At 70.0% G+C, this 12,832-nt stretch carries 10 protein-coding genes; 6 read left to right on the forward strand and 4 right to left on the reverse strand.

The window, feature by feature from the left end:
• The first annotated feature begins 15 nt into the window (after positions 1–15).
• Both AC3E6M_RS02520 and AC3E6M_RS02525 read left to right on the forward strand, forming a co-directional pair.
• Positions 16–1,989: a M13 family metallopeptidase gene (locus tag AC3E6M_RS02520; protein WP_138175850.1), complete on the forward strand. Its 1,974-nt coding sequence runs from the start codon at positions 16–18 to the stop codon at positions 1,987–1,989.
• 48 nt (positions 1,990–2,037) lie between these two features.
• Positions 2,038–3,000: a serine hydrolase gene (locus AC3E6M_RS02525; RefSeq protein WP_138175892.1), complete on the forward strand. Its 963-nt coding sequence runs from the start codon at positions 2,038–2,040 to the stop codon at positions 2,998–3,000.
• Between the two features lie 113 nt (positions 3,001–3,113).
• Here the strand turns inward: AC3E6M_RS02525 and AC3E6M_RS02530 are convergent, their stop codons facing one another.
• The 4 genes from AC3E6M_RS02530 to AC3E6M_RS02545 form a co-directional block, all read right to left on the reverse strand.
• Positions 3,114–3,359 carry a glutaredoxin family protein gene (locus AC3E6M_RS02530; RefSeq protein ID WP_138177171.1) on the reverse strand — a complete coding sequence of 82 codons (246 nt, stop codon included), beginning with the start codon at positions 3,357–3,359 and terminating at the stop codon, positions 3,114–3,116.
• Complete coding sequence (locus tag AC3E6M_RS02535) at positions 3,356–4,126, reverse strand: SDR family NAD(P)-dependent oxidoreductase (RefSeq protein WP_138177174.1); 771 nt, start codon at positions 4,124–4,126, stop codon at positions 3,356–3,358. The genes AC3E6M_RS02530 and AC3E6M_RS02535 overlap by 4 nt, the downstream gene beginning before the upstream one ends.
• A gap of 63 nt (positions 4,127–4,189) precedes the next feature.
• Complete coding sequence (locus AC3E6M_RS02540) at positions 4,190–5,848, reverse strand: flavin-containing monooxygenase (RefSeq protein WP_138177177.1); 1,659 nt, start codon at positions 5,846–5,848, stop codon at positions 4,190–4,192.
• A 26-nt stretch (positions 5,849–5,874) separates the two neighbouring features.
• The gene (locus tag AC3E6M_RS02545; RefSeq protein WP_138177180.1) at positions 5,875–6,798 is read right to left on the reverse strand and encodes an alpha/beta hydrolase; all 924 of its coding nucleotides are present in this window, start codon (positions 6,796–6,798) and stop codon (positions 5,875–5,877) included.
• Between the two features lie 249 nt (positions 6,799–7,047).
• Here AC3E6M_RS02545 and AC3E6M_RS02550 point away from each other — a divergent pair, with 249 nt between their 5' ends.
• The 4 genes from AC3E6M_RS02550 to AC3E6M_RS02565 all read left to right on the forward strand — a co-directional run bounded on the left by AC3E6M_RS02550 (position 7,048) and on the right by AC3E6M_RS02565 (position 12,641).
• Complete coding sequence (locus AC3E6M_RS02550; protein WP_138177183.1) at positions 7,048–8,205, forward strand: ABC transporter substrate-binding protein; 1,158 nt, start codon at positions 7,048–7,050, stop codon at positions 8,203–8,205.
• 67 nt (positions 8,206–8,272) lie between these two features.
• A complete protein-coding gene (locus AC3E6M_RS02555; protein WP_138177186.1) occupies positions 8,273–8,992 on the forward strand; it encodes an SDR family NAD(P)-dependent oxidoreductase in 720 nt (239 codons plus the stop codon).
• 26 nt (positions 8,993–9,018) lie between these two features.
• The gene (locus tag AC3E6M_RS02560; protein WP_490528944.1) at positions 9,019–11,586 is read left to right on the forward strand and encodes an ATP-binding cassette domain-containing protein; all 2,568 of its coding nucleotides are present in this window, start codon (positions 9,019–9,021) and stop codon (positions 11,584–11,586) included.
• Positions 11,583–12,641, forward strand: coding sequence for an ABC transporter permease (locus AC3E6M_RS02565; protein ID WP_490528945.1), 1,059 nt, complete (start codon positions 11,583–11,585; stop codon positions 12,639–12,641). The genes AC3E6M_RS02560 and AC3E6M_RS02565 overlap by 4 nt, the downstream gene beginning before the upstream one ends.
• The last annotated feature ends 191 nt before the right edge of the window (positions 12,642–12,832 follow it).

Consider the following 12,832-nt stretch of genomic DNA (forward strand, 5'->3'; position numbering starts at 1 on the left):
ACTTATCCTGTCTGCATGACCGAGACCCCCCGCTCCGGTCTCGCGCTCGAAGAACTGAGCGACGAGATCCGCCCGCAAGACGACCTGTTCCGTCACGTGAACGGCCGCTGGATGGAGCGCACCGAGATTCCCGACGACAAGGCCCGCTGGGGCAGCTTCCATCTCATCGCCGAGCAGGCCGAGAAGGATGTCCGCACCATCGTGGAGGAGTCGCAGCAGGCCGAGCCGGGCAGCGAAGCCCGCAAGATCGGCGATCTGTTCGCGAGCTTCATGGACACCGACCGCATCGAGGAGGCGGGAGCCGCGCCGCTGGCCGCGCAGCTCGCGCGCGTCGACGCCGTCGAAGACGTGCCCGGCTTCCTCCGTCTCGTCGGCGAGCTCGAGCGCGACGGTGTGAGCGGTCTGCTGACCTTGTTCGTCGAGCCCGACCCGGGCAACCCCACCCGCTACGTTCCGGTGATCTACCAGGGCGGGCTGTCGCTGCCCGACGAGAGCTACTACCGGCTCGAGAACTTCGCCGAGACGCGCACCGCCTACCGTGCGCACGTCGAGCGCATGTTCGCCCTCGCCGGTGTCGCCGAGCCCGCGGCATCCGCGGATCGGGTGGTCGCGCTCGAGACCGAGCTCGCCGCCCACCACTGGTCGCGCGAAGACAGTCGCGATGCGGTGAAGACCTACAACCTCCGCGCGTGGGACGAGATGATCGGCCTCGCCGGCATCGATCTGGCGCCGTGGCGGGCCGGCGTGGCCCCCGGTCACGAGGACGCCTTCGGCGAGGTCGTGGTGTACCAGCCGAGCTTCCTCGAGTCCCTCGGCGCGCTCCTCGTCGAGGAGCGTCTCGACGACTGGAAGGCCTGGCTGCGCTTCGCCGTCGTGCACTCCGCCGCCGCATTCCTGTCTGAGGAGTTCGTGGCCGAGAACTTCGCGTTCTACGGCACGCAGCTCACCGGCGTCCCCGTCAACCGCGAGCGGTGGAAGCGCGGCGTCGGCCTGGTCGAGGCGGCCCTCGGCGAAGCGGTGGGCAAGGTGTACGTCGATCGGCACTTCCCGCCCACGGCGAAGGATGCCATGGACGTGCTGGTGCAGAACCTCGTCGAGGCATACCGCGAGTCGATCGAGTCGCTGGAGTGGATGACGCCCGAGACCCGACAGCGCGCGCTCGCCAAGCTCGATGCCTTCACGCCCAAGATCGGTTACCCCGTGAAGTGGAAGGACTACGCGTCGCTCGAGATCGACGCCGCCGACCTGGTCGGCAACGTCCAGCGCGCGCACGTCTGGGAGCACGACCGGCAGCTGGCGAAGGTCGGCGAGCCGATCGACCGCGACGAGTGGTACATGACGCCGCAGACGGTCAACGCGTACTACAACCCGCTCATGAACGAGATCGTGTTCCCCGCGGCGATCCTGCAGTACCCGTTCTTCGACGCCGATCGCGACGCCGCTGCCAACTACGGCGGCATCGGCGCGGTGATCGGCCACGAGATCGGTCACGGCTTCGACGACCAGGGCAGCCGCTTCGACGGCGACGGGTCGTTGCGCGACTGGTGGACGGATGCCGACCGCTCGGCGTTCGAGGAGCGCACGAAGGCGCTCATCGCCCAGTACGAGGCACTGGTCCCCCAGGGGCTGAGCGAGGAGCACCACGTCAACGGCGCCCTCACGATCGGCGAGAACATCGGCGACCTCGGTGGCCTCGGCATCGCGATCCGCGCCTACCGGTTGTCGCTCGGCGAGGACGAGCCGGCCGACGGTCCCGTGGTCGACGGGTACAGCGGCATCCAGAGACTCTTGCTCAGCTGGGCGCAGATCTGGCAGCAGAAGGGCCGGGATGCCGAGACCATCCGGCTCCTCACGATCGACCCGCATTCGCCGAACGAGTTCCGTTGCAACCAGATCGTGCGTAACATCGACGCGTTCTACGCGGCGTTCGACGTCACCGAGGGCGACGCCCTGTGGTTGGACGCCGACCAGCGCGTCACCATTTGGTGAGGTGGCGTTTGTTGCTCTTCTGACCCGGAAGGAGCCACGCTCGTGGACATGCCCCCGGTTCCCGAGCCCGCCGTACCCGATCCCGCCGGAGTGCCCGTGGAGTCGTCTCGACGCGACGCCCCGGCGCTCCGCGGGTCGGCGCGCAAAGGACCGCGACGTCTGCCCCGGCGCGCCGCCGCGGGACGCCGGTCGTTCACGGCGACGCTCCGCGCCCTCGACGAGCTCGCGGCATCCGGGGCGAAGGTGTCGGTGCGCATCGACGACCTCGACGGCGGTTCGACGGTGCTCGAGGGCGACGACTTCGTCACTCTCCCCGTCGCCGGGCTCGGGGTCGTCCCGCTCCTGATCGAGATCGCGGCCGCGATCGAGGCGGGGCGCGTCGACGCGCTCGAGATCATCGACCGCGCGAGCGTGCACACCGCGTCGACCGGGGGAGTGTGGCAGCACCTCAAAGCCCCCGCGCTTCCCTTGGCGGACGTGGCGGTGCTCGCGGCATCCGCGGGCGACGCGTGGGCCGTGAACGCACTGCTGCAGCGCGTGGGCCTGCCGTCCGTCCGCTCGCGCATCGAGCAGCTCGGTCTGCGCCGCACCGCCCTGCTGGACCGTTTCCGCGACGACCGCGGGCCCGACGACGCCCCGCACCTGGCGCTGTCCACGGCGCGCGAGATGGCGGCCGTGTTCGCCGGGCTGGTCAACTCCACCGTCGTCTCCCCGGGGGTGAGCGCCCAGGTGGCGGAGTGGTTGAGCCTGAACCACGACCTGTCGCTCGTGGCATCCGCGACCGGCCTGGACCCGTTCGCGCACGAGAACGACCGCCACGGCCTGCTGTTCGTCAACAAGACCGGACGCTCGGACGGCGTTCGAGCCGAGGCCGGCGTGCTCGGCGGTCCGCGGGCCGGAGTCGCCTACGCCCTCATCGTCAACTTCGACGACCTCTCGATCGCCCACCGCCTCCGGGCGCACGACGCGTTCCGCGTGCTCGGCGTGGAGCTGATGGAGTACGTGTACTGAGGCGGTGCGGGGCGGCGGCCTGCGTTTCGCCGAGACTGCACCTGACTGACAACTCCACTGCAGCGTGCAGTGGAGTTGTCAGCGGGATGCAGTCTCGCGGTGCCCGGGGCGCCTCAGCGCGACAGGTGGGCGCGCAGCGCGGAGTCGGGGGGTTCGACGAGCACCGCACCGCCGGGCAGTACGACGACCGGCACCTTGCTGCTGCCGCCGAGGGCGGCGGCGTGGGCGGCGTCGGATGCCGATGCCTCGACGTCGACGAACACGTACGGCACATCCGCGTCCTGCAGCAGAGCGCGGGTGCGGAGTGTGTCGGCACAGTCCTGTCTGCCGTAGACGGTGACCTCGTCGGGGGAGCTCATCGGGCCGTGTACCCGCCGTCGACGGGCAGGGTGACGCCCGTGATCCAGTCGGCCTCGTCGGACGCGAGGAACAGCACCGCGTACGCCACGTCGAGGGGCCGACCGAGTCGGCGGATCGACTGGTGCGCCGTCATCATCTCTTCGTAGGCGGGCATTCCGCCCGGGTACTCGGCGGCGATGCCTTCGACGAGCGGAGTGAGCACTGTCGACGGGTTGACGGCGTTGACCCGGATCCGGTGACGGCCGTAGCTGGCGGCATCCTGCTTCGTCTGCATGTTCACCGCGCCCTTGGCCACGTGGTACGGCGTGAACTCGTCGTTGCCGAGGATCCCGTAGATCGACGAGAAATTCACGATCGCGCCCTTTCCGGCCGCGAGGAAGTGCGGAACGGCGGCCTTCGTCGCGAAGAACACGCCCTTCACGTCGACCGCGAACACGGCATCCCACTCCTCCTCGGTCACCTCGTGGGTGGGCTTGTCGGCGCCGATGATTCCGGCGCAGTTGATCAGGACGTCGAGTCCGCCGAACGTCTCGGCGGCGGCGTCGATCGCGCCGCGGACATCGGCCTCGTCCGTCACGTCCACCCGGGTGAAGGTCGCCTCGCCGCCGGACTCCCGGATGCCGGCGGCCACCGCCTCGCCGGCCTCGGGCTGTGCGTCCAGGAGCGCGACGCGCGCCCCCTCCGCGGCGAAGAGTTCGGCCGTCGCGCGGCCCATTCCCGACGCGGCTCCCGTGATCACCGCGCGTTTGCCCTGCAGTCGTGCCATGGGGAATTCCTTTCGTGACGGCGGGGACGCGCTCGCAGGCGTCCCCGCCGGGGTGGGGTGGGATCAGGCGTCGACGGGCTGCTTGGCGTCGGCGCGGTGGAGGAGTGACGCGTAGCCGGACTCCTCGAGCTCGCGGCAGTACCGCTGATACACCTGGCCGCCGCCCATGTAGACCTGAAACTCCTCGGGCTTGCCGGGGATGTTCTCGCCCAGGAACCAGGCCTTGGCCTTCTTGCCCTCGGTGTACATGACGGTCTGGCGACCGGTCTTCTCGGTCTCGTCGCGCCACCAGTCCTCGGACTCCGGTGTCGCCTCGAAGTACTCGATGCCGTTCTCCTCTGCCCACGCCAGGGCCCGCTGGAGCCATTGCGCGCCCAGCTGGATCGGGACGATGAGGTTCGAGTACGGCGTCTGCGGTCCGAGCGACATGAAGAAGTTCGGGAAGCCGTGCGCGTTGATGCCCAGGTTCGACTTGAGCCCCTCCTCCGCCCACTTCTCGCGCAGCGTGCGACCGCCGCGGCCGACGATGTCGATGTGCGTCAGGGTGCCGGTCATGGCGTCGAAGCCGGTCGCGAAGATCAGGACGTCGAGCTCGTACTCGGTGTCGCCGACCTTCACGCCCTTCTCGGTGATCGCCGTGATGGGGGTCTCGGCGGTGTCGATCAGGTGCACGTGGTCGTGGTTGAACGCGGCGTAGTAGCCGTGCCCCGTGGGGACGCGCTTGCCGTTGAACGAGTACGTGCGCGGCGAGAGCAGCTCCGCCGTCTCGGGGTCCTTCACGATCTCGGCGATCTTCGTGCGGATGAACTCGGATGCCAGCTCGCTGGCCTCGTGGTTGGTGGCGAGGTCGGTGAAGCACTCGTTGGCGAAGTGGAACCCGCCCTCGTTCCACTTGCTCTCGAAGATGCGGCGCCGCTCGTCCTCGGACACCTCGAGCGCGCTGTGCTCCGCGGGTTCCATCGCGACGCCGAACGGGTGGTTGGCGGCCTTCTCGTACACGAGGTCGTAGTTCTCGCGGAGCCACGCCATGTCCTCTTCCGAGACCTTGTCGTTGCTCGTCTCGACGATGAAGTTCGGCGTGCGCTGGAAGACGAAGAACTCGTCGACCTGGCCGGCGATGACGGGCACGATCTGGATGCCGGAGGCACCGAGGCCGATGAGCCCGACGCGCTTGCCCGACAGGTCGACTCCCTCCCGCGGCCACTGCGCCGTGTGGTACTTCTCGCCGCGGAAGGTGTCGATGCCGGGGATCTCGGGGAAGATCGGCTGCGACAGCACGCCCATGCCGCTGACCAGGTACTTCGTGGTGAGCGTGTCGCCACCCGCGAGATGGACCGTCCAGGTGTTGGCATCCTCGTCGTACACGGCGGACTCGACCCGGGTGTTGAGCCGGATGTCGCGGCGGAGGTCGAGACGATCGGCGACGAAGTTGAGGTACGACAGCACCTCTTCGCCGGAGGGGTAGCGTTCGGTCCAGGTCCACTCGTCGCGCACCTCCTTGGAGAAGGAGAACGAGTAGTACGAGTACTCGCTGTCGGTGCGGACACCGGGGTAGCGGTTCACCCACCAGGTGCCGCCGATGCCGTCCTCGCCGTCGACGGCGAGGGTGCGCAGGCCGATCTCGCGGAGGTGGTGGAGCATCGCAAGACCCGAGAAACCGGCGCCGATGACGATGGCGTCGTAGTCGCGGTCGGGGGTGCCGGGGGCAGTGAAGTCGCTCATGGCGGGGGTCCTTTCGGTGGAGAGGGTCATGCCGAGACGTGGGCCGAGCTGGTCGCCCGCACCCACTCGGCGATCAGGCGGATGGAGGTGTCGGCGGGGGCGTGACGTCCCGCCTGGAGGGGCCAGACGTGCTGCTCGCCCGAGACGGTGTCGAAGGTCACGTCGACGCGGTCGCGCTGGGCGCGCTCGGCCAGGCGGACCGCGTCGGAGTACAGCGACTCGGCGTCGCTCGCGGTGATGAACAGCGGCGGGAACCCGGTGAAATCGGCGTAGAGCGGATTCACCAGCGGGTCGGTGGGGGAGGCGCCACCGGAGAGGTAGCGGTCGATGTTCCCCTGCAGCCCCTCGCGGGCGATCAGGAAGTCGGTGGCGTCGTTGGTCTCGATCGTTTCGCCGGAGTTCTCCATGTCGAGCCACGGCGAGATCGTCGCGACCCGGCCCGGAAGAGCGGCGCCGCGCTGCAGCCGGCGCAGGACGGTCGCGATCGCGATGCTCGCTCCCGCGCTGTCGCCGACCGGGGTGATCGCCTCGGCGGCGATGCCGTCCGCGATGAGGGCGTCGATCACGGCATCCGCGTCGTCCAGCTGCGCGGGGTACGGGTGCTCGGGGGCGAGCCGGAAGTCGGCGACGAACGCCGACGAGCCGGCAGCCTTGGCGAGGTGCCCCGCCATCTTGCGGTGGCTCGCCGACGATCCGAGAGCGAACCCACCGCCGTGCAGCACGAGCAGGATGCGATCGCGGTCCGCCTCGAGGGGCGTGACCAGGATGCCGGGGACGCCCCCGATGCTCGTCGAACGGTACGTCACGTCCTCCGGTTCGGCCGTCGCGCGCTGCCAGTCCTCGAACACCCATCGAAGGACGGGGAGCGACATGTCGGGGGCGGCGGTGAACTCGACGGTCCACTCGGCGTAGATCTCCCCCAGGGCGTCGGTGGGCCTGTTCTCGGCCATTCGCGGATCCTCCTCATCGTGGATTCCAGGTCGTTCCGGGGCATCGAAGCGCCTCGGTGACCCCAGGATGAACCGCCCTCCGGCCGTCGCGACGGGGTGTCGCAGAATGAGTCACTCGCGTCTCACCGTGACGCGATCGGGGCCCCGCTCGCCGCCGCAGACTGCTGACACCACCACATCCGTGCCGGCATCCACAGCGGGGAATACACCTCCTGGCCGGCTCTCAATGACGAGAAAGTTGGCACGCACATGCGAAACAGCACCGCGCTCCGCGCGGCGGCAGCCCTGGCCGCCGCCGGCGCACTCCTGCTCACCTCGGCCTGTTCGACCGGATCGCTGTCGGCCGGATCCGGCGACGAGCCGTCTTCCGGCTCGAGCGACAGCCAGGTCACCACCGGCACCGTCGGGGTCCAGGGGGACATCCAGGACATCTCGAACTTCTGCGGCGACAAGGACATCACGGTCGCACTCGCCGACGGCTTCGGCGGCAACTCCTGGCGCAAGATCACCCGCGCGATCTTCGAGACAGAGGCGGCCAAGTGCCCCAACATCACGAAGGTCCTCTACACCGATGCGCAGGGCGACACTCAGAAGGCGATCAGCGACATCAACTCGCTCGTGGCCCAGGGCGTCGACGTCATCGTCACGTTCGTCGACGGCGGCGAGGCGCTCCTGCCCACGATCCAGAAGGCGACCGAGGCCGGCGTGAAGGTCGTGCCCTTCGTCGGTTCGCCCGGCGGGACCCCCGGGAAGGACTACGTCGACTTCGTGTCCGAGGACATCACCACCTACGGCAAGAACCTCGCCGACTGGACCATCAAGACGATGGGCGGCAAGGGCAATCTGGTCATGCTGGGCGGCATCGCCGGCAACTCCTACTCGCAGGGCGTCTACGAGGGCGTCCTCGAAGCCGTCAAGGAGAACCCCGGGGTGACGCTGCTCAACACCGACGGTCCCGTCGCGACCGACTGGGAGCCCGGGAAGACGCAACAGGTCGTGGCCGGACTCATCACGAAGTACGGCGACATCAACGGGATCGTGGCCGACTACGGCGGCGGTTCGGTCGGCGGCATCCGTGCCTTCGAGGCCGCGGGCAAGCCGTTCCCGGTGTGGTCCGCGAACGACAGCAACGAGTTCGCCTGCCTCTGGTACGAGTACAAGGACACGCAGCCGACGTACCAGATCGCCACGGAATCCTCCCGCAACTGGATCGTCACGGTGGCCCTGCACAAGGCCCTCGCGGCGGCGAACGGGCTGCCCAACGACGAGCCGTCCACGTACAACCTCGAGATCATCGAGGACTCCACGGACTCGTCGAAGCAGCCGAAGTGCGAGAGCAGCCTGCCCGCCGACGCGATCCTCTCCTCGGGCTTGTCGGTCGACCAGCTGAAGCAGCTGTTCCAGTGATCCCCCGCCGGGGTCGCGGCGTCGCGGCCCCGGCATCCACTCCACTCCCAGGAGGAGAACGAAAGCCATGAACCGACTCACCGGAAAGGTCGCCGTCGTCACCGGCGCCGGCCGCGGCATCGGCCGCGCGATCGCCGAGGCCCTGCACGCAGAGGGTGCGACGACGATCGCCACTTCCCGCTCCTCGGCCGACCCCACGTTCGGTCCGATCGCGTACACGCCGCTCGACGTCGCGTCCGAGGCCGACTGGCGCCGCGTCGTCGGCGAGGTGCTCGACGCCCACGGACACATCGACGTCCTCGTCAACAATGCCGGGATCATCGCCTACGACCCGCTGCACGAACTCGCCATGGAGGACTGGCAGAAGGTCGTGGCCACCAATCAGACCGGGGTCTGGCTGGGCATGCGCGAGGTGATCCCGCACATGATCACGCAGGGTGGCGGGTCGATCATCAACATCTCGTCGATCTGGGGATCGGCCGCCGTCGGCGGCGCCCACGCGTATCACGCGACCAAAGGCGCGGTCCGCAACATGTCCAAGAACGCCGCCATCACGTACGCCACGCAGAACGTGCGCGTGAACTCCCTGCACCCGGGGTTCATCGAGACCCCGCTGACCGACGCACAGGCCGCCGAAGTCAACGCGTACGTCGTCTCGCAGACCCCGATGGGGCGCGCCGGTCACCCCCACGAGATCGCCGCGGGCGTCGTGTTCCTCGCCAGCGACGAGGCCAGCTTCGTCACCGGCTCCGAGCTCGTCATCGACGGCGGCTACCTCGCCCAGTGATGCACACCCGACAGAACGGATTCGCCATGACCGACATCGACATCGGAACGTCCCCGGCGCCGCCGGGGACGACCGCGGAGGTCTCCTCCCTGCTGAGACTGGACGGCATCACCAAGACCTTCCCGGGCGTCCGCGCCCTCACCGACGTGCACCTGGACGTGCGCGCCGGGGAAATCCACGCCCTGGTCGGCGAGAACGGCGCGGGGAAGTCCACGCTCATGGCCGTGGCGTCCGGGGCGCTCGCCGCGGACGAGGGCACGGTGTCGATCGCCGGCACCGAACTCGCCTCCGCTGATCCAGAAGAGGCGCGGCGCTTGGGCCTCGGCATCGTCCGCCAGGACCCGGCGCTGCTGCCCGACCTCACGGTTGCCGAGAACATGGCAGTCGGCGTCGGGTTCCGTCGCGTCGGGGGCCTCGGCCGTGCCGTGGGATGGGCGGCCGAGCAGCTCGCCCCGTGGGACATGGGCATCGACCCCCGATCCCGCGTCGCCGACCTGTCTGTCGAGCAGCGGTTCGTCGTCGAGATCGCGAAGGCGCTCGCCCTCGAGCCGCGCGTGCTCATCCTCGACGAGCCCACCGAGCACCTCAGCCTCGAAGAGGTGCAGAAGCTGTTCGCGCGGGTGCGCGAGGTCGTCGCCGGTGGCGCCGCGGTGGTCTACATCTCGCACCGCATCCCCGAGGTCAAGCAGATCTCCGACCGCATCACGGTGCTCCGCGACGGCAAGGTGCGCGGCACCTTCCCCGCGGCCGACGTGGACGAGGCGCAGATCATCGAACGGGCCATCGGCCGCAAGCTCGAGGCCGTCTTCCCAGAGAAGGGCAGCAGCGCCGGCACCATCCGGGATGCCGATCGGCTCGCGGTCCGCGCGCTGAGCGGCGATCACTTCCACGACGTCTCGCTCACCGTCCGCTCCGGCGAGATCGTCGGTCTCGCCGGTGTCCAGGGGAACGGCCAGGCGGCGCTGATCCGCGCGCTCGCGGGGCTGGAGACCTCCTCTGGTGAGGTGAGTGTCGACGGCCGTCGCGTGAGTGGCGGGGCCGCGGGGGCGGCGGCCGCGGGGGTCGTCTACGTCCCCGCCGACCGGCATCGCGAGGGCGTGTTCCTTCCGCTGTCGGTCGCAGAGAACGTGTCGGCCGGCACCCTGCCGGAAGCATCCGCCGCGGGCTTCGTCAGCGACCGGCGGATGGTGGCGCGGGCGAAGGAGATGATCGGACGCCTGTCCATCAAGACTCCGAGCCCCCGCACCGCGGTCTCGTCCCTGTCGGGCGGCAACCAGCAGAAGGTCGTTCTGGCGCGGACACTCCTTGCCCGGCCCCGCGTCCTCCTCGCCGAGGAGCCGACCCAGGGCGTCGATGCCGGGGCCCGCGTCGACATCTACCGGATCCTCCGCGAGGCCGCCGACGAGGGCGCCGCGGTGGTCGTGCTGTCCTCCGACGGTGTCGAGCTGGAGGGACTGTGCGACCGCGTGCTGATCCTCTCGCGCGGCGAGGTCGTGCAGGAGCTCTCCGGGGACGAGGTCACCGAGACCGCGATCGCCCGCGCCGCTCTGACGTCCACGACCGTGCGCGCCCGCGAGGAGACCGACGGCCGTCGGCACCGCCTCCGCGCGTGGCTGCGCGGCGACCACGCTCCCGCCGTCGCCCTCGCCGCGGCCTTCGTGGCGCTCGCCATCGCGGTCGCGACCACGAACGGCGCCTACTTCTCGCCGTTCAACCTCAACAACCTGCTCTTCATGATCGCGCCGCTGCTGTTCGTCGGAGCAGCGCAGCAGGTCGTGGTGCTCGGGTCGGGGTTCGACCTGTCGGTCGGGCCGCTCATGGGGTTCCTCGTCGTGCTCTCGTCGTTCTGGATCATCGACGGCGGCAACCTCTACGTCGGCCTCGCCCTCATGGTGGCCGGCGCCATCGGGGTCGGTGTCATCAACGGGCTGCTCGTCACCCGGTTCGCGATCAGTCCGGTCGTCGCGACGCTCGCGATGTTCATGGCGCTGCAGGGCCTGTATCTGCTGCTGCGGTCCACGCCCGGAGGGGTCATCTTCGCCGGGGTCTCCGACATGATCCAGTCCCGCGTCGGCCTGGTGCCGATCGCGACGATCGCGGGCATCGTGGTGCTCGTCCTGCTCGAGATCGCCCTGCGCCGCACGCGCTGGGGAGTGCAGCTGCGGGCCGTGGGGTCGCACGACGCGGCCGCCGCCCGCCTCGGCATCCGTGTCGGATGGGTGCGGTTCCTCTCGTACGTGCTGTGCTCGCTGCTGGTGCTCCCGGCGGCCGTGATCCTCATGGCCCAGATCGGGATCGGCGACGGGCGGCCGTCGTTGTCGTACACGCTGGCATCCGTCACCGTCGTGGTCCTGGCCGGCACGAGCATCTTCGGCGGACGGGGGTCGTTCATCGCCGTCATCGCCGCGGCGTTCCTCGTGCAGCAGATCCTCAACGTCTCGCCGTTCCTCGGGCTGTCGCAGGCCTGGTCGTACTGGCTGCCCGGTCTCGTCACGCTCGCCGCCGCGGGGCTCTACGCCGCGCTGCGTGGCGGCGGTCGCCGTCGACGTCGCCCGCGGGGCGCCGCCATCGCTTCTCCCGGAGGTGCCTCATGACCCGGATCGACGCTCCACGCTCCGCGCCGGAGACCACGACCACGTCGCTCCCCGTCCCGCCGACCGGTCGCTCGGCCGAGGCGGTCTGGCGCCGGGCGCTCGCGGGCAGTTGGGTGCCGATCACCGTGGCGACCGTCGCGCTGTTCCTCGTGAGCCCCGTCATCGCGCCCGGAAGCCTGGATGCCGCGCCCCTGCTGTCGATGCTTCCGTTCGCGTCCGTGCTCGCCATCGCCGCAGCCGGACAGACGCTCATCGTGCAGCAGCGCGGTCTCGACCTGTCGGTGTCGGGCATGATCGCGCTGGCCGCGGTGCTCGCCACGGCCCTGCCGCAGCAGTACGGCTGGGGCGTGTGGCCGGCGGTCGTGGCGGCGGTGGTGCTGCCGGGCGTCTTCGGGCTGCTCAACGGCGCGATCGTGGCGGGCCTGCGGATCATGCCGCTCGTCGCGACCCTCGGCATGAACGCCGTGCTGCTGGGCACGGTCTTCTCGATCGCGAACGGCACGCCCTCGGGCGCGGCCGACGAGCTGAATCGCTTCGCGCTGGCCCGCACGCTGGGCATCCCGAACACCGCGTTGATCGCGGTCGTCGTGATCGCCGTCGCGGCGGTGGTCACGCAGCGCTCGATCATCGGCCGGCGTCTCACGGCGGTCGGGGTCAGCGAGCCCGCCGCGGCCGTCGTCGGCGTGCGGGTGCGGGCCTACCAGATCGCGGCGTACGGCTTTGCGGGTCTCTGCTACGGCGCCGCCGGCGTGCTGCTCGCCGGGTACACCAAGACCCCGGCGCTGTTCCTCGGCGACCAGTACCTGCTGCCGACGGTCGCCGCGGTGGTGCTCGGCGGGACGGCGCTCACCGGCGGCATCGCGTCGATCGCCGCCACCGCCGTCGCTGCACTGTTCCTCACGCAGCTCGGTCAGCTGCTCCGGTCGGTCGGCTGGCCCGACGCGCTGCAGCTGCTGACGCAGGCGATCGTGCTCGTGCTGGTCGTGGTCATCCGCGAGTTCGTGCCGGTGCTCGTGCGGCGCAGGGCCGTGCGGCGGATGGCGCGGGAGTCCTGACGGAGGTCGGTGCGGGACGAGGGCGGAGGTACGTCGGGTGCCTCCGCCCTTCCGTGTGCGGCGGGCGGTGAGGCGTGCGGTCGGGGCGTGCGGCGAGGGCGGTTCCGCCGTCTCGCGGTGCACGGTGGCGCGAGATCGGTCGAGGATCTCGATGGCGCGGGAACGGTTGCCGTTGGCTTTGCAGCGCACGC

It is taken from the genome of Microbacterium sp. SCPM-O-B-15248 (M128) (assembly GCF_058214835.1).

Coding starts and splice junctions, on each gene's coding strand:
- AC3E6M_RS02520 (WP_138175850.1), top strand. CDS start 16: ATGACCGAGACCCCCCGCTCCGGTCTCGCGCTCGAAGAACTGAGCGAC.
- AC3E6M_RS02525 (WP_138175892.1), top strand. CDS start 2,038: ATGCCCCCGGTTCCCGAGCCCGCCGTACCCGATCCCGCCGGAGTGCCC.
- AC3E6M_RS02530 (WP_138177171.1), bottom strand. CDS start 3,359: ATGAGCTCCCCCGACGAGGTCACCGTCTACGGCAGACAGGACTGTGCC.
- AC3E6M_RS02535 (WP_138177174.1), bottom strand. CDS start 4,126: ATGGCACGACTGCAGGGCAAACGCGCGGTGATCACGGGAGCCGCGTCG.
- AC3E6M_RS02540 (WP_138177177.1), bottom strand. CDS start 5,848: ATGAGCGACTTCACTGCCCCCGGCACCCCCGACCGCGACTACGACGCC.
- AC3E6M_RS02545 (WP_138177180.1), bottom strand. CDS start 6,798: ATGGCCGAGAACAGGCCCACCGACGCCCTGGGGGAGATCTACGCCGAG.
- AC3E6M_RS02550 (WP_138177183.1), top strand. CDS start 7,048: ATGCGAAACAGCACCGCGCTCCGCGCGGCGGCAGCCCTGGCCGCCGCC.
- AC3E6M_RS02555 (WP_138177186.1), top strand. CDS start 8,273: ATGAACCGACTCACCGGAAAGGTCGCCGTCGTCACCGGCGCCGGCCGC.
- AC3E6M_RS02560 (WP_490528944.1), top strand. CDS start 9,019: ATGACCGACATCGACATCGGAACGTCCCCGGCGCCGCCGGGGACGACC.
- AC3E6M_RS02565 (WP_490528945.1), top strand. CDS start 11,583: ATGACCCGGATCGACGCTCCACGCTCCGCGCCGGAGACCACGACCACG.